Below are 20,938 nucleotides of genomic sequence, written 5' to 3'. Positions count from 1 at the left end.
TATAGCCATTAGCTCTATTTTAGTCAAGAGCTGTAAGCTCTAATTTTCAAATAAATAGCTGACAGCTATAATAAATATGGATGGTGATTTCAATGAAAGACTATAGAGCGATTTTAAAGCGGCATCGAGAAATGAAAGGGTTAAGCCAAAATCAGCTGGCAAAGCAGTTAGGAATTACACAGACTTTTTTAAGTGAAATAGAGCGGGGCAGAAAAAATCCGTCCTTGGAGCAATTTTTTATTCTCTGCGAGGCGCTGGACATTCAGCTGTTTCCCGATGAGGACTGACGATTTGAATGCGGGTGGTGCGGTGTATTTTCCGCGGCTTCGCGACTTGCGGCAGGACGCGGATAAGACCCAGAGAGAAATTGCGGCCATTCTTGGGATTGACCAGCGGGTGTACAGCAATTATGAGACCGGGAAACGGGAGATTCCCGTGCGCTGTTTAATGGCGCTGGCCGATTATTATGGGACGACCCTGGATTACCTGACAGGCCGCACCAGAGAGAGGCGTCCCGGATAGGTTTTGGAATGAACGCAATCGGTCCTGAACAGGGGAGCCCTCTCCGGCTATCCCGCTCAGGACCGATTTACGAAATCACATGAAAGCGGAGGAACCAAGATCATGCAGACGTCTGCTGATTTGAAAAATTTACTGGCCCGGATCGACCGGCGGGGCTATCCGGCCTATAAAGACACCCGGGGGGCGTACCAGTTCCCGGGGTATGTACTGTCCATCGACCATGTCCAGGGGGACCCCTTTGCCGCCCCCTCCAAGCTCAGCATCCATGTGAGCGGAAAGACGGCGGGCTTTCCCCGGGCCCTGTATGAGACCCGGTGCCGCCGTCTGGCCCTCCAGGACGAGCTGACCCGCCAGTTTGGCCGCCGGGCGGCCCAGTTCTCCTTCCAGGCCAAGGGGTCGGGCCAGAGCGGCCTGATCTCGGTCAGCCGCTGTGGGCCGGAGGTGCTGGAGCGCACCGCCTGCCGTCTGGACCCGGAGCGGGGGGATGTGCTGCTGCGCCTGGAGGTGGGCTTCCCGGCCAACGGGCGGACCATCAACGCCCGGGAGCTGGAGAAGATTTTGTTTGACTTCCTGCCCCGGTGCGTGCAGGAGACCTTGTGCTGCTCCGGCCTGGACAGCCGGCGGCTGCGGGCGGTGGCCCAGTTGGCCGACGACCAGCAGTATATCCGCCAAAAACTCCCGGAGCTGGGTCTGTGCGCCTTTGTGGCGGACGGCAGCATCCTGCCCCGGGAGTCTGGGGTGTCCTCCCGGCCCATGAAGGGGGCGGTGCCCTTCCGCGCCCCCCGGGAGCTGGCGGTGACTCTGGACCTGCCCAATCGGGGGAAGATCACCGGCATGGGGATTCCTAGGGGAATCACCCTGATCGTGGGGGGCGGCTACCACGGGAAGTCCACCCTGCTGAAGGCCCTGGAGCTGGGGGTCTATGACCACGTGGCGGGGGATGGGCGGGAGTATGTCATCACCGACCGCACCGCGGTGAAAATCCGGGCGGAGGACGGCCGGAGCATCCGGCGCACCGACATCTCCATGTTCATCAACGGCCTGCCCAACGGGAAGGACACCGTGTCCTTTGAGACGGAGGACGCCAGCGGCAGCACCTCCCAGGCGGCCAACGTGGTGGAGAGCCTGGAGGCGGGGACCTCCCTGCTGCTCATCGACGAGGACACCAGCGCCACCAACTTCATGGTCCGGGACGAGCTGATGCAGCGGGTGATTCATCGGGACATGGAGCCCATCACCCCCTTTCTGGAGCGGGTCCGGGAGCTGTATGACCGCTGGGGGGTGTCCACCGTCCTGGTGGCGGGGAGCTCCGGCGCCTATTTTCACGCGGCCGACCGGGTGATCCAGATGGACCGGTACGAGCCCCGGGACGTCACCGCCCTGGCCAAGCGGGAGGCGGCGGCCTTTCCCCTCCATACCGAAGGGCTGGAGCCGGCGGCTGCCCCCAGCTTTGACCGATGCCCCAGGGCCTCCCGGAAATTCGGGGATGGGGGCCGGATCAAGCTCAAATCCTTGGGCCGAGACGGGGTCTCCATCGACCGGGAGACTATCGACCTGCGCCATGTGGAGCAGCTGGCGGACGGCGAGCAGACCGCCGCCCTGGGGGAGTGTATAGTGTACGCCCAGCGGCGCCTCCTGGACGGGAAACGGGACCTGCGCCAGGTGGTGGACGAGCTGGAGGCGGTGCTGGACCGGCAGGGGCTGGAAGGCCTGTGCGAGGGGCGCTCCGGCGTGCCCTTCCTGGCCCGGCCAAGGCGGCAGGAGATTTTCGCCTGTTTCAACCGTTATCGGGGGCTGGAGCTGTAAGGGGAAATTCCTTTTCAGGATAGAACAGCTCAGCGGTAAGCGCCAAAGCGTGGGACCGTATTGGAAAGAGGAAAGACCTGGCTGCGGAGCGTGCCCGCGCCAGGTCTTTTGCCGTCCATGAAAAAATTCAGAGCGGCCCAGGGAACCGGACAGACTGCTGTCCGGTTCCTGTGGTATAATGGGCTCAATTCAAGAGGGGAGGGAGCGCCATGAAGCTGGACCGGCTCATCGGCATTCTGTCCATCCTGCTCCAGCGGGAGCGGGTCACCGCGCCGGAGCTGGCGGAGCGGTTCGAGGTGTCCCGCCGGACCATCCAGCGGGACGTGGAGGCCCTGTGCCGGGCGGGGATTCCCCTGGTCACCGTCCAGGGGGCGGGAGGCGGGATCTCCATTCTGGAGGGCTACCGGGTGGACCGCACCGTTCTCACCGGGCCGGAGATGCAGGACATCCTGGCGGGCCTGCGGAGCCTGGACAGCGTCAGCGGCACCTGCCGATATGCCCAACTCATGGAGAAGCTGTCCGCCGGGGCGGGGACGCTGATCCCCGAGGGGGCGGACACCCTCATTGACCTGTCCTCCTGGTACCGGACCGCCCTGGCCCCCAAGATTGAGATCATCCGCACCGCCCTGGGAGACCACCGCACAATTCGGTTTACCTACCACGCCCCCAAGGGGGAATCGGAGCGGGAGGCGGAGCCCTATTACCTGGTGTTCCGCTGGTCCGCCTGGTATGTGTGGGCCTGGTGCCGGGACCGGGGGGACTTCCGCCTGTTCAAGCTAAACCGCATGACCGGTCTGACGCTCGGGGAGCCCTTTCAGCCCCGGACGGCCCCCCTGCCTGACCTGGAGCCGGAGCGGGTCTTTCCCGCCGCGTTCCAGGTGACGGCCCTCTTCGACCCCTCCTGTAAGTGGCGGCTGGTGGAGGAGTATGGGGCGGACAGTTTTCGGCTGGAGCCGGATGGACGGCTGCGGTTTACCTGGGGCTTTCCCGACCGGGACAGCGTGCTGCCCTGGCTGCTCACCTTCGGGGACAGGGCGGAGCTTTTAGAGCCAGCGGAGCTGCGGGAGGACCTGCGGCAGGTGGGGGAGTGGCTGGCCGAGCGATACGGAGGAGGGGAAACCCATGGCGTCCCATAGAGAATTTGTGGAGTTTATCACGGAACAGCTGCGGGAGGCGGGAGACGTCCGTGCCAGACCCATGTTCGGGGAGTACGGCCTATACTGCGGCGGGGTTTTCTTTGCCGTGATCTGTGACGACCAGCTGTTTGTGAAGCCCACCTTTCAGGGGGAGGCCGCCTTCCCCCGGCTGCCCAAGGCACCGCCCTATGAGGGGGCGAAAGATTACCTGCTGGCGGAGGATGTGGACGACCGGGAGGGGCTTACCAGGCTGGTTCAAGTGACCTGTGAGGCCCTGCGGGCCCAATCAGTCGGGAAAAGGAGGAAATGACTATGCCGTTTGACTATAAAAAGGAGTACAAGGAGTTTTACTTGCCCCCTAAGACGCCCCAGATTGTGGAGGTCCCCGCCATGGACTTTCTCGCCGTGCGGGGCCAGGGGGACCCCAACCAGGAGGGCGGAGCCTACAAGTCGGCCATCGGCCAGCTGTACGCCGTGGCCTACACCATTAAAATGAGCAAGCTGGGCAAGCATAAGCTGGAGGGCTACTTTGACTATGTGGTGCCGCCCCTGGAGGGCCTGTGGTGGATGGAAGGGGGCGGAGCCATCGACTTTGCCCACAAGGAGCGGTTCCATTGGATCTCCATGATCCGCCTGCCCCAGTTTGTCACCCGGGAGGCGTTCCACTGGGCCGTCCGGGAGGCGGAGCAGAAAAAGGGGCTGGACTGCTCCGGAGTGGAGTTTTTCTCCTATGAGGACGGGCTGTGCGTCCAGTGCATGCACCTGGGCCCCTACGACGGGGAGGGGGAGACCATCCGGGCCATGGAGCGCTGTGCGGAGGAACAGGGGTACGCTATAGACCAGAGCGAACACCGCCGCCACCACGAGATCTACCTCAGTGATGTGCGGCGGTGCAGGCCGGAGCGGCTGAAAACGGTGATCCGGCAGCCGGTGAAACGGTGAAACGCGGGGCTGATCCCGGCGGTCAAATGGGAGAGTTTCCGTGGCTTTCGGCCGTTAATCCAACGTCAGGACCCGGCCGGTCCGGCTGAGGGCGGTGAGTGCCTGCTTCGGCGGTCAGGGCGGCCTCCAGCAGGCACTCCAGACTCCAGAGTGCGGCCTTTTCCCCAAAGTGGGAGAAACAGCGCTCCGGCAGATCCTCCCGGCTGTTCCGCTGATAGAGCCACTCCAGCAGAGTACAGGCCTCCGGCAGGGGCAGTGTAATAGTGATTTGTTCCATGGGCGTCCCCCGGCTATCGGTGCGCGGCGGATGGGACCACGGTCATGTAGAGGACCTGCTCCCGCAGGCTCTCCCGCAGTTCCGGGAGAGCCCCGGCGGGCAGGTCCTTTTTTTGCAGGATAATGACACGGCCGTCACGGACCGGCAGGAGCAGATCCTGGGTCTCAATGACGCACTCGAAGCAGTCGTAGGAGAGCTTCTGGATGGGCTCAGGCCCCTGGTCAAAGTGGAGTGACAGGCCAGAGGGAGAAAAGACGGCCTGAACCGGGGTGGAACCATGACCGAATTGCTGCTTCCGGAGCAGGTTTCGGGCCGCCGGATCATAGGGAGAGCGGCCGCCTTGCTTGCGGGTGGCCAGCGCGGCGATTCCCAGGGCGGCGCAGAAAAGCCCGAAGTGCATCAGGTCCCGCAGCTCCTCGGGGCTGCCCAGACTGAGAAAGCAGAGAAAGGACGCCTGGAGCAGGCTGAGCACTCCCAGCACAGTCCGCCAGTACCGCCACAGAAACGCGACCCCACCCCCCAGGCAGATGGAGGCCGCGGCGGTGACAGAGAAGGGCATCTCCGAGGGCATCAGTACAATCAGTGTGCCAAAGGCCCCCAGCGCCCAGTTCAGCAGGCCCAGAATGCGGTTGTGCCTCCGGCGCTTTTGGATTGTCGTATAGGGAGAATATCTGGGTGGACAGAGCTTGTCCGACAGGGCCCAGAGCTTGGGATGCTTTTTTCGGGAGTCCAGCTCTCTCAGCTGTTCCAGAGCGAAGCCCACCTGGGGGACCAGCGCGTCCTGATCCGGTGGGGTGATGGGAATGGAAATTATGTGCTCCAAGGGGAACCCTCCTCTTGATAGCGCTTCAGGGCCGTCTCCCGGGAGGGAGACCAGCCCAGGCGGCAGGAGAGCGTTTTTCCCAATAGGGAGGGAGCCAGCCGCTCCACCCAGGAGATGAGGACCTCCGGCGTGAGGGGGCGGTCCTCCCGCAGAAAGACCACCGCGTAATAGGGCGCGGCCAGCAGAGATTTCCGGTCGAACAGCGTCTCCTTCTCAGAGAGTGGACGATTGCATAGGGCCAGGCTGGGAACTGGCTTCTCATAGTAGAGGGCGCCGATGAAATAATCCCGCTTTCCGACGGAGAGCTGTTCCGCCAGGTCCAGAAACAGGGGGCGGTCCGGGTGGTCCGGCTCCACAAACGCCTCCGACTCGTCTGAGCAGAACTGCCGGAGAGCAGACAGGTTGTAGAAGTCAAAGGCAAAATAAAACTCCTCCCCGTCCTGGTCAAAGGTAAGGCTGAATTCCGCTCCCTGTGGGACGGAGGGCTCTGCTCCGCCGAACTGATAGACGTTCCACCAGTAGTTCCAGTCCCGGATCTGCAGATAGACGCTGGTGCTGCACCCCATGGGCATACCTCCTGTTATATAGCGGTCTGGGTTTTTCTGATATGGGCCACAGTATACCAGACCGCAGAGAAATTACCATAAAACTATATTTAAGTATTTTTTAAGATTTCATAGAGAAAACGAGGGCTCGTCTGGGCTATGCTCCAGGCGCGTCCTTTTTCCATCAATCGAGCTGCCCGTTGAAGAGGCCGGCGGACAGGGAGGAGGTCTGAGCTCATAGAACATACGGTCCGGACCGCATTGTGTTTGGTCCGGGCCGTATGTTTGCTGGGCGGTGAAGCGTAGCTCAGCCGTGGGCCATGTTCCTGGGCTGGGGCTGTACGGCGGCCTGCTTGTCAAAAGCAGGGTTGGTGAGGTAGATGTTTTTCGCGTCCATCTTTTCCTTGCAAAGCCGCAGACACTCGCCAAACCGCTGGAAGTGCACGATCTCCCGCTCCCGCAGGAAGCGGATGACGTTGTTTACGTCCGGGTCGTCGGAAAGGCGCAGAATGTTGTCATAGGTGAGGCGGGCTTTCTGTTCTGCTGCGATGGCGTAAGGATAACTTTCTTAGAGGCAGTAATCTTTATTGTACAAACAGCGTTCAAATAATGTTTTCTTAAAATCACAGAAATAAAAAATTTTCCTGAGTCTCATTTATTGGACAGATTTGAATGTAAAATGATTTCAATATAAGTGAGAGGAGGTATTCCTATGAGCATTGGTTTACAACAGATATGGGCGAAGACAGAACCTTTTCAATCCATTCTGACCCATTCCCTCATTTCTGGGATCGTCGCACAAGTCATCGTCCATAAGATGATTGTCGCAGGCGTACGAAATAAATTGTTGACGGCATTGTCGTGCACTGCAGAGGAATTTACAAACTGGATTGGATACCTTGCATCCCTCCATGATGTGGGTAAGATAGAAGGGCAATTTCAATATCGCTGGTTGCCTATGAAGGAAAGTATGGATAAAGAGGGTGTAAGACCAGACTTTCCTGCTTTAAACCAGATCCGTCATGAGAAAACTACCTGGCGTTGTCTGCGGGAACGCCTCTGGAAGGAAGCCTCGAATCAAAGCGCAGCTAAATTCTATGCGGATATTCTGGAAGTGCATCACCAAGGGAAAAGCGGAACGGAAGGGGACCGGCAAGATCTCTTTTGGAATCATCTTCAGGAAGAATTCGAGCACCGGATGCGGCTTCGATTTTTACGCTCTGAGGAATTATTTTTACCCCCTCTTGGGAAAGAAAACAGAGGAAGTGTAGGTGCGCTGCTGCTTGGAATTGTGATCCTGTCGGACTGGATTGCATCCAGTAACTATTTTGCCCAAGCAGAACTCTGGATCAATCAGCCGGATGGGGAGGAGCACGCGAAATGTCTTGCGGAAAAATTTTTGATGCTGAGCGGACTGACATCGCAGGCCGCAGACTTTGGAAATGAATTTCATGATGTGTGGCCCAATATTCCAAGAGATGGAATGCGGGGCTTGCAATCAGAAACTGAGGCCCTTTTTCAACAGGCACAGGAGCGCATTTCTGTGGTACTGTTGGAGGCACCTATGGGGGAGGGAAAAACGGAGGCCGGAATCTATGCAGGGATTCGAATGGCCAAACAGTGGGGGAAAAGTGGTTTCTATGTTGGTTTGCCTACAGCAGCTACCTCCAATCAGATGGTTGGACGTATGCGGACTTTATTAAAGCTGCATCAGTTTCCAGACTCAGTCCGTCTCCTTCACAGTATGGCCTGGCTGGTTGACGGAGACAATACCCAATCCTGGCCTAAATTCGAGACAGAGGAGGAGCGCTATGCCTCAAGCTGGCTTCTTCCAGTGCGTCGAGGGTTATTGAGTTCCTATGCGGTTGGCACGGTGGATCAGGCAATGATGTCTGTCTTGCTGGTGAAATACGGCGTTTTACGGCTGCTGGGATTGGCAGAGAAAACTTTGGTGATCGATGAGCTCCACTCCTACGATGTCTATATGAGTGAGATCCTCCATCGGCTGCTAGAATGGTGTAAAGCCCTGGAGATCCCTGTGGTCCTGTTGTCTGCCACGCTTCCGCCGGAGAAAAAGGCGCAAATGTTGTCTGCCTATACCGATCATCCAATCCAGCCATGCTATCCTTCGATTACTGCTGTAACAGAGTCAGGGAATGTAATCGTGCGGCCGATCAGCCGGACGGAAAAACGACAGACAGTATCCGTCGAGCTTTGCCCGGTGCTGCATCATGCGGAACAGATTGCCGAGAAGGCGATGGGACTGGTGAAAGACGGTGGATGCCTCTGTATTTTGCTCAATACTGTCCAGCAAGCCCAGGAGACCTACCAAGCGCTCAAAACCAAAGAATTTGATGGAGAATTGCTTTTATTCCATGCGCGTTTTCCGATTGGACAGCGGGATCAAATCGAACAGCGCTGTATCCGTCTCTTTGGAAAAGAAAAGGCAGCTCGCCCGCAGAAGGCTATTCTAGTGGCCACTCAGGTGGTGGAGCAGTCTCTGGATGTGGATTTTGACGTTATGATGACTTCGATCGCGCCAATTGACCTTCTGCTCCAGCGCCTTGGACGGGAGTTTCGCCATGAAGATACGCCCCGGCCGCCTCATCTTGCTGCCCCACGGTTCTATGTGCTGATTCCTGATGAGACAGGAAAAATTGAGGCGGACGGCTATATTTACCCAGAGTGTCTTCTGAAGCAGAGTATTCATCTGTTGGAAGAACGCAGTGAAATACGGATTCCAGAGGATCTGCCCACATTGGTGGAGCAAGGCTACAGCCCAGAAGCGGCTCCACCGGAGGAATTGGATCTCTGGATAGATCACCTAATGGAAGATCAGGTTCAAGCGGCGGCCGGCGGAGGTTATCTGATCAATGCCCCTGAAAAGGGATACACCCCGATCAAAGAAGCTGAACGGATTCAGTTTGACGATCTGGAAAGCAGCAGCTACCTCTCGGCCAAGACGCGCTTGGGTGAACCGACCGTACGTATTGTACTTTTGCCGCCGGAGCGGTTTGGATCTTTACGCAGCAAAAGTCGGCATTGTGGAGACCGACTGTGTCTGTCAGATGTGACCAGAGAAGAGGCGCGGGAGATCCTGAAGGCCAGTGTCTCTGTTCGGGCAAAACTTCTGCGGCACGGAAGGGAAGATGTGCTCTTCGGCAGAAGACTGCTGGAGGGAATCGAAATTTATCCTGCCGCAGTAGATGAAAATGGAAATATGCGGTATGCTCAAGCTGATGGAACCCAAGTCGTTGCAGACAAAGAGTTGGGTATATTTTTTGAGAAGGGGCGAGGTGTGTGAAAGCGTCGTTTCAGATTTTAACGCAGCTGTGGATTCCGGTAAAAGAGTTGGACGGAAGCATGAAAGAGCTTAGCTTGCTGGAAACACTGGAGAGGGCCCACCTGCTCAGCGAAATTCAGGATCCATCTCCTATGGTAGAGTACAGTGTTTACCGCTTTCTGATCGTGTTTCTCATGGACATGCTTCGACCAGAGGACGAGGAAGTATTGGAGGAGTTATTGGATGAGGGGCAATTTGATCGGGATACTATCCAGCGCTATGTGCGCCAGTGTGAACAGGAGGGGGTGAGCTTTGACCTCTTCGATTCAGAGCGGCCATTTTTACAGACCCAATATCGTGCAGATTGGGATCGAGATCCAAAACCGGTCTCCACATTGGATTACTCTATCCCAAATGGAAACAACCACATCCATTTCGATCACAAGCGGGAGAAGATCACTTACACGCCCGGCAAAGCGCTGCGGATGATGTTGGCTGCACAGATTTTTTGTACCGCAGGGGCGCAGGGGTATCCCTCTAATGTGAACGGCGCTCCGCCATGGTTTACACTGATCCGGGGAAAGAACCTGTTTCAGACTTTAGTGTTTGGTATGATCGAGGTGGATCGAATTGATCTGCCCCTTGATCGGCCTCCGGTCTTGTGGCGTAATCCGGATGAAGTGGTATCCAAACAAAAAGTGGCGAGGACATCATGGCTGTTTGGTATGTTTTTCCCAGCAAGGCGGATCCATCTAATTTCAGATGAGTCTGGTGAATACGTTGAAAACGTATATTTCAGCCAAGGAATGAACTTCGAAGTGACAGATTCTTGGACAGACCCGCATGTTACATACCGATACAATGCAAAGGGACGATTTAACTGGAAGCCATCTGCGGATGAAGCGATCTGGCGCAACCTAACGGATCTGATTGACACGAAAGGAAAGCGTGCTCCCCAGATCATAGCGCAGTATGAAAAATTGGATACCTCGGATAGTCCGATGACTCTTGTGATTTACGGAGTTCAGACCAATCAGGCAAACTATATGAGGGCACAGAGGCACGACCTTCAAATTCCCAAAAAGTTGCTGGGAAATGAGAACGCGTTGCACTTTATTACCGAGTTTGTCGCGCAAGCGGAGCGGTTGGGCCGGGCGCTTTATAAAGCACTGACTCTGGAGGAGATCCCGGAGGAGAGCCGTGTTCAGGCCAGACAGAGGTACTACGCGGTTTGCGAGCAGATATTGTGGAGCCAGTTTGATGCGTTGGCACAGCCTGGATTTGATTATGCTGCCAATCTGACAGAGGCCATCAACTGGCAATGCAGGACAGCAGCGGAATGTGTAGATTGGACCTTGGAGCAGCTGACCCTGCGTGGAAGAGCTATGCTCCAGGTTATGGATTATCAGCAAAAAGTGCTTGGAAAAGAAATCGCGGCAATCAAGAAGGGGATGAAGATATGAAGGAAGTGGATTGGAGCAGTTTCTTCCAGCGGCTAGATACCTTGCCGAGAGGAGAGCGTGCGTCTCTGAAGCGGGAAGCTGGGACCATGCTGAGTCAGGCGGATGGACAGGCCATGCGTGTTTTCTTTCAGTGCCTGCCTTTCTCCATACCGCAGTGGCAGGAGGAGCGAGCATTTGCGGCAGCTTGTCTGTACTGTCTCTGGGATACAGATGAGAAACGCCGCCAGCCTTTGGAGCAGATCTTCTATCAACTTGGTCGGGATAAAGAGATGTCCGAGAGCACCGGCCACCGATTGGAAATGCTTCTGGATCTCCAGTGGGACGAGGATGGATTTATGCTCAAAAAGCTGTCCAGACTGATCCGGTTTGTGAGATCGAAAGGATATGCAGTGGACTGTCAGCATTTGCTGGAGGATCTGTTCTATTGGAACGGTGAAAAACAGAGCGTGCAGCGGAAGTGGGCTCGCGCCCTTTATATCAAGCCTGAAGAGCAGCAAGAAGAATTGAAAGGAGAATGATCCATGTTATACGAAATCCATATGCTCAAGAACTATCCTCCAGTCAATCTGAACCGGGATGAGTCTGGCGCTCCCAAGTCCTGTATGTTTGGCGGAACGACCCGGGGCCGTGTGTCCAGCCAGTGCTTGAAGCGGAGCTGGAGGCGTTCGCCGCTGTTCTCTCAGGCCATCGGAGCGGAACATCTGGGCATTCGAACCCGTAAGCTGCCCCAACTGGTGGCAGAGAAGCTGGCGGAGATGGGGGTCAGTCAAGAGTATATTGACACTGTATTCCCCAAAATCAGTGGATTTGGAAACAAAGACGGCGCAGAGAATAAGGATGGCAGCTACACCGCACAGATTGTGTTCTATGCGCCGGAAGATATCCAGGCGGTGGCGGAAGCTATTTATGAAGAGCTCAAGGATTGTCCATCCCTGAAAGAGGTCAAGGCATTGAAGGCAAAGGAGCTGCAGGAGGCGGTAAAGGGAGCGGAGAGCCGCCCTGTCACACTGGACATGGCACTCTTTGGGAGAATGGTGACTTCCAATGCGTTCCGGGATGTGGAAGCCGCCATGCAGGTGGCCCACGCGATCTCTACCAATAAGATGAACATGGAATCCGACTATTTCACCGCCATGGATGATCTGCTCTCCGGGGAGGTGATAGAGGAAAAAGGGTCCGCCATGATCGGGGATACCGATTACAACTCCGCATGCTACTACATCTATGCCTCTCTGGATACGGATATTTTGATGAAAAACCTGAAGGATACGCCGGATGCAGAGCAGTTGGTGAAAGCGGCCATCCCTGCGTTGATCCGTACTATGGCGTTGACCAACCCATCCGGGAAACAGAACAGCTTTGCTGGAAACGTGCTTCCCAGTGCGATCCTTGTGGAATGCAAGGAGGAGAAGGTGCCGGTCAGTATGGTCAACGCCTTTGTGCGGCCGATTAAACCGGAGCTGGCCAATGACTACGATTTGGTGAAGGGCAGTGTTCAGGCGCTGGCTAGTCAAGTCGACACGATACAGAACAGTTTTGGATTAAACGTGAAACAACGGCTGTGGTTCTGTCCCACAGCATGCTCTATCGTACCAGAATGTGAGACTACGGTGTGCAAGACCCTGCCGGAATTGATCGAACAGGCGGCTGCTGCTCTGGCGTGAGGCGAATGTGATGGAAGAAAAGAAAACTTTGCTGATCCTGCGGCTGGAAGGGGCGCTGCAGTCCTGGGGGGACCACTCTAAATGGGACATCCGGGACAGTGGGGATTTTCCAAGCAAATCCGGCGTAGTAGGTCTTCTGTCGTGCGCTATGGGATTGGAGCGGGGAGATCCGGAGATCGCAGCCCTGTCCGCAGTACTGCATATGGCGGTGCGGGCGGATCGCCCCGGGATCCGTGTGCTGGATTTCCACACGGTTCAGGGGTATCCGCTTTATAACGCGGAGGGAAAACCCCGGTCAAGCAATACGGTCATCTCACCTCGCTGGTATCTCCAGGACGCCAGTTTTTTGGTGGTGCTGGATCTGCCGGATGATTGGCGGGAGCGGGTGACAGCGGCTCTGAAGCAGCCGGTGTGGCCCATCTACCTGGGACGAAAGAGCTGCGTCCCATCCCGCCCTGTGTTTGAAGGAGTGACAGAGGCATACTCCGACTTATTGGATGCGATCCAGCGCTACCCGGTCTGTATGCGGAAGGGGGACAAATCCACTCCGCAGGCGTTGTACTATGAATGTGAGATTCCCAGAGACGGGGCGGGAAGTTTTACCCGGCCTGACGAAAGACTCTCAGGGGGACGAGAGTTTGGCCTTCGGACAGTCTATCGGGGGGTTATCACCAGGGAGGGACAAGATGTATCTGACGAAAATTGACTTGATTCCTCAGCAGCGTGGAATCCGGCAGGCGTTGGGCGACTGCCAGCAGCTTCATCAAATGATTATGGGGCTTTTTGAGAGCGATCGGAAAAGTTCGGGTGTAATCTATCGGGTCCGTGAGGACAGGTACGCACTGGCAATCTATCTCTATTCCAATCGGCCGGTGAATCGGGAACGCCTGTTGCCGGGTATGCATTTTTCTGGGGAGCGAGACCTGACGCCCTGGCTGAATGCCATGCAGGAGGGGCAGATCTGGAGATTTGACCTACTGGCATCGCCCACAAAAAAGGTGGCGCAGAAGAACGGGAAAAACAGCCAGCGACGGATTCTCAGGACTTTGGAAGAACGCTGTACATGGCTAACCAGGAAAGGAGAGCAGAATGGGTTTCGGCTACTGAGTTGTCAGGAGTTGGAGGGCAGCCAGCTGACTGGCCGGCATGTTCCAGCGCGGGGCGGCCAGATGTATCTGGATCAATATCACTACCAGGGAACGCTCCAGATTACAGATGCAGTGCAATTTCAAAATGCAGTCCGGGAGGGGATTGGTCCCGGAAAATCGTATGGTCTAGGAATGCTGCTGCTGAGCCCTTGATTTTTACTAGAAATAAAATTTTGAATTTTTCGGCTGGTAAAAGTGCTGTTTTAATGCTTACACGTGAAATTTTTGATTTTATTTCAGTGTAAACCCCACGCACGTGGGGATGGACCGGCCCAGTATAGTCCGGCGGACATCCAGACCATCGTAAACCCCACGCACGTGGGGATGGACCGAGACTGAGCATACTGCGAGCGCATCTCGCCAGGTAAACCCCACGCACGTGGGGATGGACCGGGCCTCAAGCGTCCGGCGTTGCTGTCCATTGCGTAAACCCCACGCACGTGGGGATGGACCGAACGGTTTAACACTATCTGTCTGCTGGTCGGGGTAAACCCCACGCACGTGGGGATGGACCGGATGTCGTTGGATGATGTACTATGTTGAGATCGGTAAACCCCACGCACGTGGGGATGGACCGTCGTCCATGGTCACCCCGAACCGGGGCCACCAGTAAACCCCACGCACGTGGGGATGGACCGGAGTGCTCGTGGTGGTTCGCGCTACATTGAGACAGTAAACCCCACGCATGTGGGGATAGACCGTTGTTGCCGTCCCAATCGAAAAAGCGGCGTACGTAAACCCCACATACGTGGGGATGGACCGGGGGTGATGGAGGATGGAGCAGCTGTACAAGCGTAAACTCCACGTACGTGGGGATGGACCGACCACATTGTCCACCACAGTCTTAATCTGGCGGTAAACCCCACATGCGTGGGAATGGACCGTACGATCGAGAGAGCCACTCCCCCATGAGCGGGCAAACCCTACGCGCGTGGGGATGGACCGACCGCGATTTTTGAAGGTTGGTGCGATTTCCTTGTAAACCCCACGCACGTGGGGATGAACCGTAGTGGGGGGTGTCGTCTAGCTTGAATCCCTCGTAAACCCCACGTATGTGGGGATGGACCGCGACGGCGGGTTAACCTCACCAAGAAGCTCCTGTAAACCCCACACACGTGGGGGTGGACCAGTGGTGGACTATATCACCACCGACGTCCGAGAGTAAACCCCACACGCGTGAGGATGAACCGCGACGCTGGAGGATGCGCCAAGACCGCTTGTAGTAAACCACACGCAGGTGGGGGGTGGACCGAACTTAACGCCGTAGATTCCCTTGCCGGAGGTGGTAAACCTTACGTACGTGGGGATGGACCGGAGGCCAGCGACACCAACACCGACTTTGATGAGTAAACCCCACGTGCGTGGGGATGGACCGGATCTGTCCCGGTTGGCGGACATTCTTGGCAAGCAAACCCCACGTATGTGGAGATGGGCCGCCAAGGGCTTGTTGTCGCAAATGCTGTCCTTGCAAACCCTACGCACGTGGGGATAGACCGATCAGGGGTTTGTGGCCCAGCGTCTGCCGGTACGTAAACCCCACGCACGTGGGGATGAATCGGCAAAGGGCGGAAAGCCGGTGGACAAGAACATGTAAACCCCACGCACGTGGGAATAAATCGGTCGCCGCTGTCATTGTAGGCCGTCCGGGTCGGTAAACCCTACGCGCGTGGGGGTGGACCGCAGAACGCCGCCCGTGACTGCAACATGGAGGAGTAAACCCCACATGTGTGGGGGTGGACCGAAGTTCTGCGCTCGCATTGCTACCGGGGACTAGTAAACCCCACATGCGTGGGGAGTGGGCATTTCTATCCGTGGTCTGGAAACTGAAGACTTTTCAATGCAGGGGGAATATTGTTGAAGAACTTACAGGAATTCCCTAAAGGGTGGATAAGCATTGTTATGCGGTCCGCCCCCGAAACGAAAAAATCGTTTGATTAAAAGTCTAGGAAAAGAAACATGATTTTCTTTTCCTAGGCAAATATTTATCTCTAATTTAAAAATTCCAACTCACCAATGTATTTCAACCAGCGGATCACTGCCGACGTTTCCCCACTAAAATATAGTCAATGAGGGCTTCCACCATTTCACGGGTCAGGTGCTCCAGATTGGCGTAACGCTGGACCAGTTCCCGGCGGTTGTCCCCGGCGGCAATTCGGGCGTCCAGTTCTTCCAGCCGACGGTTGGTTTCCGTGATTTTCCCCTCGATAAGCTCCTTTTCCTTGGAGAAGTCCTGGGAGAGACTGAGAAAATCCGCCTCGGACAGAATTCCCCGTACCTTATCCAGATAGAGCTCTCGCAGGCCCGTTTGGAACTCCTCCTGCTGCGCCTGATATTTAGAGAGCTGATCCAGCACCTTCTGTTTTTGAGCCAGGAGAGAGCTGGAAAACGCAAGGTTTTGTTCCAGCTCATCTTGATCCAAATACTGCGCGGAGAGCCGGTTCAGCTCCTGGACCACAATGCGTTCCAGCTTTTCTACGGAAATAAATGCGCCGGTACAGGCCTCTTTCGAAACTCGGCGGTTGGAGCACTGTAGATAGTGCCGCCCGCGGTTTTTCGTGGAGCGCATAGTGTATCCGCAATTGGCGCAGCGAACCTTTTTGGCAAAGAGCCCAATCGAACCGCCTGTAAAGGGCTTTACCTTTTCTTGTATCAATGCGTGGACCCGATCCCAGAGGTCCTGGTCGATGATTGCCTCGTGAGTGTGTTCGACCCGGATCCACTGATCTTTGGGGCGGGGCTTGTTCTGTTTGCTTTTATAAGATACACTGCCGTACCGCCCCTGGACCATGTTGCCAATGTAGATCTCATTGGTCAGCATGTGAGAGATGGCGGGGTATTTCCACAGTGTTCCTGTCTTTCCAGGGGGAGATTGGTACCGCAATCCTTTCCGGCGCTTATACTCGGTGGGATTGGGAATCCCATCCTCATTCAGAATTCGGGCGATGGCCGTTTTTCCGTATCCTTGTGAAAACAAGGTAAAGACCCGGCGCACGACTGCGGCGGCCTCTGGGTCAATGATCAGATGGCCCTTCTGAGCAGGGTCCTTCTGGTATCCGTAGAGGGCGAAGGCGCCAATATGAAAGCCCTGTTCCCGGCGATTGGTGAGGACGCTGCGAATATTGTCGGACATGTCCTCCAGATACCATTCGTTTACCAGGCCGTTGATCTGGCGGGATTTTTTGTTGCCCTTGTTGTCGGTATCCGCATTGTCCACAATGCTGACGAAACGGATTCCCCACAGCGGGAAAAGCCCGTGTATGTACTTTTCTACCAGTTCCAGCTCACGGGTAAAGCGGGACTGAGTTTTGCAGAGGACGATATCAAATTTATGGGCCTGAGCATCCGCTAAGAGGCGGCGAAACTCCGGGCGGTTTCGGTCAGAACCTGTGTAGTCATCGTCGCTGTAAATGTGAAATACTTCCCAGCTCTGCTGTATGGCGTACTGCAGAAGCATGGACTTCTGGTTTTGTATGCTGGTACTGTCGTCCTCGGCGGAGGCCTTATTCCGGTCTTCTTCCGATAGGCGGCAGTAGATTGCGGCTTTGGACATTGGACATCGCTCCTATAAAAATGCGGCCCCCTGACAATGCTCGTCAGGAGACCGCTTTTGTGGCTGTTACTGGAGCCCTGCTGCAATGGAGCTGGAGCGCTCCATCTGGTTGATCAGCTGGATCCAGATCTTGGTGTACCGCTCCGCCGTCAGGGGAGTCTCGGATTTCCGGAATACGCTCCGGCAGGATGGGGTAGGAGGAAGTCGATTCATAAAGGGTGTGCTCCTTTCTAAGTCATTTTATGTTTGCTATTTCCCATTATGAGTTCATTTCACTCCTTGTTGCGTATGATTCCCGCAAGTGGGGAATGCACGCGGCATTGCTGTGCAGTGAGTATTCCCAGAGGAAGTTGTTATGGACTATGTTGAGATGCTATAATTTGTATTAAGAAGATTGTAAGATTTTTGGCTTTATGCGGTCTTATCAATGAAAGGAGGTGGTAGTGTAATGGAGTTTGACGCGATTTACCAGACTTATTTTAAATCGGTGTATCAGTATATCCGACAGCTTTCGGGCAATGAACATATTGCAGAAGAAATTACGAGCGACACTTTTTTCAAAGCCATGAAGTCCATAGATGACTTTCGGGGAGAATGTGATATACGTGTTTGGCTTTGCCAAATTGCAAAAAATACATATTACTCATATCAAAAAAAGAATGAAAGAACAACGAGCGTTGATGAAGCTGAGCTGCAAAATATGATTGCCCCAGACGCTTTCGTTGAAGAACTGATTGGAGCACAGGAAGAAGCCAAACAAATACGAAAGATTTTGCATGAATTACCTGACCCGTATAAAGAAGTTTTCATGTGGCGGGTATTTGGGGAGCTATCGTTCAAGGCAATAGGTGAGCTTTATAATAAAACCGATAATTGGGCTTGTGTTACCTACCACCGAGCAAGAAAAATGATGCAACATAGATTTGGAGGAAATCAGTCGTGAAGAATGAGTGTAGTATTGTTCGCGATGTGCTGCCACTGTACTTTGAAAATATGGTAAGGGAGGAAACGGCGGCATTTGTAAGGGAACACCTAAAAACTTGTGCTGAATGTGCCTCTGAACTTGAAGCGTTGAAAGCAGGAAAACAAATTGATGAAGCTGCTGCATCGCAGAATAAAAATGACGCGAATGCGTTGGTCACAATTAAAAAGAAAATCCGAAAGAAAAAATGGATTGCAATTTCTATAACAGCAGTTTGTTTGTTGGCAGCAGTGGTGTTTATACATTATTTCCCGATTTATCGGATTATTGAAGTTGGCGGCACTTCATATTTTAGCAGCAGTGAAATTGCAAAATTGGCGTATATCGGCAGCGGGGCTGATCGCGCAGAAGCACAATCCATACTCCGGCAAGCGGACGCGGCGTTTCACGATTGCGAACATAACAGTGCAGAAAATGAAGAACTGTATGGCGTGCTTTCAAGATATGCAACCGATACTGACTATTGGAATGATGTATCCTTTGTCAATCACTCTCTTGAACTTTGGTCTGCACACCTTGATGACACAGAGGGATACCTTTGGGTGTATTATTCCTATGAGGTGATCAACAGTGAGGGGCAAGTTGTCAGCGGCAGTAAAAACATTCCCTCGCTATGGACAGTTGAGAAAGATAATGCGGGTAAATGGATTGTTACCAGCATAAAGGAGCATCCATAAACATGAGAGGAAAAACTATGTACCAGATATTAGCATCTGGTAGAGTTGTAGGGTTTGAATGGCATAAATGGTGTAATTCCTTATGGCAGAGTATTATGGTGAGGAAAAGCGCATGAAAATTCCAGTGGTGGAGCCAGGAAAAGGACCCTGTGTAAGGGAAATTGAACACGGTTTAAAGGCAATGCAGCCGTCCGGAGCAGTTCCTGAACACCAGCGGCGGCCTGTTGATTCTGCCTGGATAAACCAAATCCGTGTACCAATAGGGCATACCCTAGTGGCACACGGATTATGTATTTCAAAAGGGTCAGTTTCCGAGATTTGGCATGTGCCAGTTTGGAAACCGACCTTTTTGAGAAATGTTCAAGTTTTTTCTGCAGGAGTATCTAAGAGGGAACCGCAATATTTCTTTAACTTTGGAATGTCATATTGAATGACCTCCCAAGTAGTTTCTGGATCTACGGTACCATAACTATGTGCGACAATATTCCGCATGGCTTTGATTTGACGCCAGGGAATCGAAGAATGCTGAGATCGAAATTCCTCACTCAATTTTCCTACCAGTTCCCCAATCTGTAGAATACAGAGAGCGGCTGCGTTTCGATAAATAGGATCTGAGGAAAAAATAGAGCCATCGTTGCCAAAACGGGCAACGGTCTCTTCAATCTGCTGACAATAGGAGACAATATGCTCCAGGATGTGGATATCACGATTAAGAGGCTTCATATAGCAGCACCTCATCGTTGTGAATGGATTCCAAAAAATGAGGATCCAAACTGGTGGTTGGAATCAAGTCGACGGACACTCCAAGAGAGTCTTCCAAATCAAGGAGAAGGCCTGCCAGCTGCAGCCCTTGGATTGCGCCCTTATCAATGCGGAGATCGATATCGCTGTCCTCATTCATATCTCCGCGGGCGTAAGAGCCAAATAGATAGATCCGCTTCGCACCGTATTGTCTGGCTAAGCGGGAAACGATATTCTGGATCTCAGATAGCGTGCGGACTGCCATAATAGCCACCTCCCGAAACAAGATTCTGTACAAACTTTATCAATTTTAGTATACCAAGGAACTATGTGCTTGACAAGAGAAAGGAATTGAACAATGAGAATCGGCTACATCAGAGTGAGTACGCAAGAGCAGAATACGATTCGCCAGGAGATTCTGATGGGACGCCTGGGAGTAGATGAGCTCTGCATCGACCGGGCCAGTGGGAAAAGTGCACAGAGACCGGAACTGTAGAAAATGATGGAGTATGTGCGAAAGGGGGATACCGTTATTGTCGAGTCGATCAGCCGGTTTGCTCGGAACACCCGCGACCTACTCGAATTGGTAGAGCGGCTTGCGGGCAAAGGTGTAGAATTCATATCCCAGAAAGAGGCGATCGACACTACGACGCCCACAGGAAAGTTTATGCTGACCGTCTTTGGCGCGGTGGCGGAACTGGAACGGGAATACATCCTCCAGCGGCAGCGGGAGGGAATTGCGGCTGCAAAAGGTCAGGGCCGATACAAGGGGCGAAAACCCATTGAGCCGCCAGGTCTGGACGCAGTGATACGGCGGTGGCGGGCAGGAGAGCTGACAGCAGCAGAAGCCATGAGAAAGCTGAACTTATCGCCCAGCACATTTTATCGGAAAGCAAAAAGATTCGCCGGCTAAGGCGAATCTTTTTTTGTATTCATGGCCAAAAGAAAGGTTTTCAGCAGACTTTCGGCGTACTCCCGCTCTGTATCTGTACAGCTGTGGAGGAGAAGAGAGATCGGATCATCGGCCTGAGCCTCTGCTCTGCCAAAAAGAATATAATCTGTGGTCAGGCGGAGCGTGGAAGATATTTTGCAGAGGGTCGGAACAGACATCCCTTTGACTCCGAGTTCAATGTCCGAACAAAATTTCGGTGTGACCTCCAGCAGTTCGGCAAACTGTTCTCTTGTATAGCCAAGGTATTCCCGTTGCTTTCGTATTCTGCTTCCGATTGCTGTCCAGTCCATATAGCGCCCCCCAGTAGTTTCATCCAGTTTATCCCGCAGAGTTCCTTCTATAAATAAACTTTTAGCGTTGAAACAAAAGAACTTTTAGGGTAGAATAGGGGATAGAAAACGAGAGCATTTTTCCACATGGACAGGTT

At 54.3% G+C, this 20,938-nt stretch carries 22 protein-coding genes and 2 pseudogenes; 15 read left to right on the top strand and 9 right to left on the bottom strand.

The genetic code is table 11. From position 1 onward, the window contains the following. The first annotated feature begins 92 nt into the window (after positions 1-92). From H6B31_RS06320 to H6B31_RS06295, 6 genes are all read left to right on the top strand, one after another. Positions 93-287 carry a helix-turn-helix domain-containing protein gene (locus tag H6B31_RS06320; protein ID WP_204897777.1) on the top strand — a complete coding sequence of 65 codons (195 nt, stop codon included), beginning with the start codon at positions 93-95 and terminating at the stop codon, positions 285-287. After that, complete coding sequence (locus tag H6B31_RS06315; RefSeq protein WP_207752267.1) at positions 277-522, top strand: helix-turn-helix domain-containing protein; 246 nt, start codon at positions 277-279, stop codon at positions 520-522. The genes H6B31_RS06320 and H6B31_RS06315 overlap by 11 nt, the downstream gene beginning before the upstream one ends. Before the next feature lie 102 nt (positions 523-624). Continuing rightward, the gene (locus H6B31_RS06310) at positions 625-2,328 is read left to right on the top strand and encodes an ABC-ATPase domain-containing protein (RefSeq protein ID WP_204897775.1); all 1,704 of its coding nucleotides are present in this window, start codon (positions 625-627) and stop codon (positions 2,326-2,328) included. A 209-nt stretch (positions 2,329-2,537) separates the two neighbouring features. Then, positions 2,538-3,464, top strand: a complete 927-nt coding sequence (locus H6B31_RS06305) for a helix-turn-helix transcriptional regulator (protein WP_204897774.1) — start codon at positions 2,538-2,540, stop codon at positions 3,462-3,464. Next, on the top strand, positions 3,451-3,774 hold the full coding sequence (locus H6B31_RS06300) for a TfoX/Sxy family protein (RefSeq protein WP_204897773.1): 324 nt from the start codon (positions 3,451-3,453) through the stop codon (positions 3,772-3,774). The genes H6B31_RS06305 and H6B31_RS06300 overlap by 14 nt, the downstream gene beginning before the upstream one ends. Before the next feature lie 2 nt (positions 3,775-3,776). Further along, the gene (locus tag H6B31_RS06295) at positions 3,777-4,406 is read left to right on the top strand and encodes a GyrI-like domain-containing protein (RefSeq protein ID WP_204897772.1); all 630 of its coding nucleotides are present in this window, start codon (positions 3,777-3,779) and stop codon (positions 4,404-4,406) included. 22 nt (positions 4,407-4,428) lie between these two features. On the opposite strand, the gene H6B31_RS06290 is transcribed toward H6B31_RS06295, so the two are convergent. The 4 genes and pseudogenes from H6B31_RS06290 to H6B31_RS06275 form a co-directional block, all read right to left on the bottom strand. After that, positions 4,429-4,683, bottom strand: a complete 255-nt coding sequence (locus H6B31_RS06290; protein ID WP_204897771.1) for a hypothetical protein — start codon at positions 4,681-4,683, stop codon at positions 4,429-4,431. Between the two features lie 13 nt (positions 4,684-4,696). Next, a complete protein-coding gene (locus tag H6B31_RS06285; RefSeq protein ID WP_204897770.1) occupies positions 4,697-5,506 on the bottom strand; it encodes a hypothetical protein in 810 nt (269 codons plus the stop codon). Next, positions 5,494-6,072 carry a hypothetical protein gene (locus tag H6B31_RS06280; RefSeq protein WP_204897769.1) on the bottom strand — a complete coding sequence of 193 codons (579 nt, stop codon included), beginning with the start codon at positions 6,070-6,072 and terminating at the stop codon, positions 5,494-5,496. Before H6B31_RS06280 ends, H6B31_RS06285 begins: the two co-directional genes overlap by 13 nt. A 286-nt stretch (positions 6,073-6,358) precedes the next feature. Then, positions 6,359-6,601 (bottom strand): annotated as a pseudogene (locus H6B31_RS06275) (manganese catalase family protein); the annotation flags it as partial. 162 nt (positions 6,602-6,763) lie between these two features. Between H6B31_RS06275 and cas3 the strand changes: the two are divergent. Genes cas3 through cas6e form a run of 6 tightly spaced genes read left to right on the top strand, consistent with a single transcriptional unit; the run spans position 6,764 to position 13,762 of the window. Next, positions 6,764-9,355: a CRISPR-associated helicase Cas3' gene (gene cas3, locus H6B31_RS06270; protein WP_204897768.1), complete on the top strand. Its 2,592-nt coding sequence runs from the start codon at positions 6,764-6,766 to the stop codon at positions 9,353-9,355. Next, positions 9,352-10,797, top strand: a complete 1,446-nt coding sequence (gene casA, locus H6B31_RS06265; RefSeq protein WP_204897767.1) for a type I-E CRISPR-associated protein Cse1/CasA — start codon at positions 9,352-9,354, stop codon at positions 10,795-10,797. The genes cas3 and casA overlap by 4 nt, the downstream gene beginning before the upstream one ends. Next, positions 10,794-11,315 carry a type I-E CRISPR-associated protein Cse2/CasB gene (casB, locus tag H6B31_RS06260; RefSeq protein ID WP_204897766.1) on the top strand — a complete coding sequence of 174 codons (522 nt, stop codon included), beginning with the start codon at positions 10,794-10,796 and terminating at the stop codon, positions 11,313-11,315. The genes casA and casB overlap by 4 nt, the downstream gene beginning before the upstream one ends. A gap of 3 nt (positions 11,316-11,318) precedes the next feature. Continuing rightward, positions 11,319-12,461 (top strand): type I-E CRISPR-associated protein Cas7/Cse4/CasC, encoded by a 1,143-nt coding sequence (gene cas7e / locus H6B31_RS06255; RefSeq protein ID WP_204897765.1) that lies wholly within the window; start codon positions 11,319-11,321, stop codon positions 12,459-12,461. 10 nt (positions 12,462-12,471) lie between these two features. Beyond that, complete coding sequence (cas5e, locus tag H6B31_RS06250) at positions 12,472-13,167, top strand: type I-E CRISPR-associated protein Cas5/CasD (RefSeq protein ID WP_204897764.1); 696 nt, start codon at positions 12,472-12,474, stop codon at positions 13,165-13,167. Further along, positions 13,148-13,762, top strand: coding sequence for a type I-E CRISPR-associated protein Cas6/Cse3/CasE (gene cas6e / locus H6B31_RS06245; RefSeq protein WP_204897763.1), 615 nt, complete (start codon positions 13,148-13,150; stop codon positions 13,760-13,762). The genes cas5e and cas6e overlap by 20 nt, the downstream gene beginning before the upstream one ends. Before the next feature lie 1,879 nt (positions 13,763-15,641). Here the strand turns inward: cas6e and H6B31_RS06240 are convergent. Both H6B31_RS06240 and H6B31_RS06235 read right to left on the bottom strand, forming a co-directional pair. Further along, entirely contained in the window at positions 15,642-17,159 is a 1,518-nt protein-coding gene (locus tag H6B31_RS06240; protein WP_204897762.1) for a recombinase family protein, read from the bottom strand. A 66-nt stretch (positions 17,160-17,225) separates the two neighbouring features. After that, a complete protein-coding gene (locus H6B31_RS06235; protein ID WP_204897761.1) occupies positions 17,226-17,372 on the bottom strand; it encodes a hypothetical protein in 147 nt (48 codons plus the stop codon). A gap of 235 nt (positions 17,373-17,607) precedes the next feature. Here H6B31_RS06235 and H6B31_RS06230 point away from each other — a divergent pair, with 235 nt between their 5' ends. Together H6B31_RS06230 and H6B31_RS06225 are read left to right on the top strand one after the other, a co-directional pair. Next, positions 17,608-18,102, top strand: a complete 495-nt coding sequence (locus H6B31_RS06230; RefSeq protein ID WP_243418882.1) for an RNA polymerase sigma factor — start codon at positions 17,608-17,610, stop codon at positions 18,100-18,102. Beyond that, a complete protein-coding gene (locus H6B31_RS06225; protein ID WP_204897759.1) occupies positions 18,099-18,818 on the top strand; it encodes a zf-HC2 domain-containing protein in 720 nt (239 codons plus the stop codon). The genes H6B31_RS06230 and H6B31_RS06225 overlap by 4 nt, the downstream gene beginning before the upstream one ends. A gap of 360 nt (positions 18,819-19,178) precedes the next feature. Here the strand turns inward: H6B31_RS06225 and H6B31_RS06220 are convergent, their stop codons facing one another. Beyond that, on the bottom strand, positions 19,179-19,541 hold the full coding sequence (locus H6B31_RS06220; protein WP_204897758.1) for a HepT-like ribonuclease domain-containing protein: 363 nt from the start codon (positions 19,539-19,541) through the stop codon (positions 19,179-19,181). Then, positions 19,528-19,824, bottom strand: coding sequence for a nucleotidyltransferase family protein (locus H6B31_RS06215; protein WP_204897757.1), 297 nt, complete (start codon positions 19,822-19,824; stop codon positions 19,528-19,530). Before H6B31_RS06215 ends, H6B31_RS06220 begins: the two co-directional genes overlap by 14 nt. Before the next feature lie 93 nt (positions 19,825-19,917). Between H6B31_RS06215 and H6B31_RS06210 the strand changes: the two are divergent. After that, positions 19,918-20,472 (top strand): annotated as a pseudogene (locus tag H6B31_RS06210) (recombinase family protein). Here the strand turns inward: H6B31_RS06210 and H6B31_RS06205 are convergent. Further along, positions 20,469-20,801, bottom strand: coding sequence for a helix-turn-helix domain-containing protein (locus tag H6B31_RS06205; protein WP_204897756.1), 333 nt, complete (start codon positions 20,799-20,801; stop codon positions 20,469-20,471). The pseudogene H6B31_RS06210 and the gene H6B31_RS06205 overlap by 4 nt on opposite strands. Positions 20,802-20,938: the final 137 nt, after the last annotated feature.

The organism is Pseudoflavonifractor capillosus (assembly GCF_016899775.1).
In the GTDB taxonomy this organism is placed as follows: Bacteria; Bacillota; Clostridia; order Oscillospirales; family Oscillospiraceae; genus Lawsonibacter.
This window is presented reverse-complemented; position numbering and strand designations above follow the sequence as displayed.

What these genes read in the sequence shown, in the direction of transcription:
- H6B31_RS06320 (WP_204897777.1), top strand. Translation starts at nt 93, where the DNA reads ATGAAAGACTATAGAGCGATTTTAAAGCGGCATCGAGAAATGAAAGGG.
- H6B31_RS06315 (WP_207752267.1), top strand. Translation starts at nt 277, where the DNA reads ATGAGGACTGACGATTTGAATGCGGGTGGTGCGGTGTATTTTCCGCGG.
- H6B31_RS06310 (WP_204897775.1), top strand. Translation starts at nt 625, where the DNA reads ATGCAGACGTCTGCTGATTTGAAAAATTTACTGGCCCGGATCGACCGG.
- H6B31_RS06305 (WP_204897774.1), top strand. Translation starts at nt 2,538, where the DNA reads ATGAAGCTGGACCGGCTCATCGGCATTCTGTCCATCCTGCTCCAGCGG.
- H6B31_RS06300 (WP_204897773.1), top strand. Translation starts at nt 3,451, where the DNA reads ATGGCGTCCCATAGAGAATTTGTGGAGTTTATCACGGAACAGCTGCGG.
- H6B31_RS06295 (WP_204897772.1), top strand. Translation starts at nt 3,777, where the DNA reads ATGCCGTTTGACTATAAAAAGGAGTACAAGGAGTTTTACTTGCCCCCT.
- H6B31_RS06290 (WP_204897771.1), bottom strand. Translation starts at nt 4,683, where the DNA reads ATGGAACAAATCACTATTACACTGCCCCTGCCGGAGGCCTGTACTCTG.
- H6B31_RS06280 (WP_204897769.1), bottom strand. Translation starts at nt 6,072, where the DNA reads ATGGGGTGCAGCACCAGCGTCTATCTGCAGATCCGGGACTGGAACTAC.
- cas3 (WP_204897768.1), top strand. Translation starts at nt 6,764, where the DNA reads ATGAGCATTGGTTTACAACAGATATGGGCGAAGACAGAACCTTTTCAA.
- casB (WP_204897766.1), top strand. Translation starts at nt 10,794, where the DNA reads ATGAAGGAAGTGGATTGGAGCAGTTTCTTCCAGCGGCTAGATACCTTG.
- cas7e (WP_204897765.1), top strand. Translation starts at nt 11,319, where the DNA reads ATGTTATACGAAATCCATATGCTCAAGAACTATCCTCCAGTCAATCTG.
- cas5e (WP_204897764.1), top strand. Translation starts at nt 12,472, where the DNA reads ATGGAAGAAAAGAAAACTTTGCTGATCCTGCGGCTGGAAGGGGCGCTG.
- cas6e (WP_204897763.1), top strand. Translation starts at nt 13,148, where the DNA reads ATGTATCTGACGAAAATTGACTTGATTCCTCAGCAGCGTGGAATCCGG.
- H6B31_RS06240 (WP_204897762.1), bottom strand. Translation starts at nt 17,159, where the DNA reads ATGTCCAAAGCCGCAATCTACTGCCGCCTATCGGAAGAAGACCGGAAT.
- H6B31_RS06235 (WP_204897761.1), bottom strand. Translation starts at nt 17,372, where the DNA reads ATGAATCGACTTCCTCCTACCCCATCCTGCCGGAGCGTATTCCGGAAA.
- H6B31_RS06230 (WP_243418882.1), top strand. Translation starts at nt 17,608, where the DNA reads ATGGAGTTTGACGCGATTTACCAGACTTATTTTAAATCGGTGTATCAG.
- H6B31_RS06220 (WP_204897758.1), bottom strand. Translation starts at nt 19,541, where the DNA reads ATGAAGCCTCTTAATCGTGATATCCACATCCTGGAGCATATTGTCTCC.
- H6B31_RS06215 (WP_204897757.1), bottom strand. Translation starts at nt 19,824, where the DNA reads ATGGCAGTCCGCACGCTATCTGAGATCCAGAATATCGTTTCCCGCTTA.
- H6B31_RS06205 (WP_204897756.1), bottom strand. Translation starts at nt 20,801, where the DNA reads ATGGACTGGACAGCAATCGGAAGCAGAATACGAAAGCAACGGGAATAC.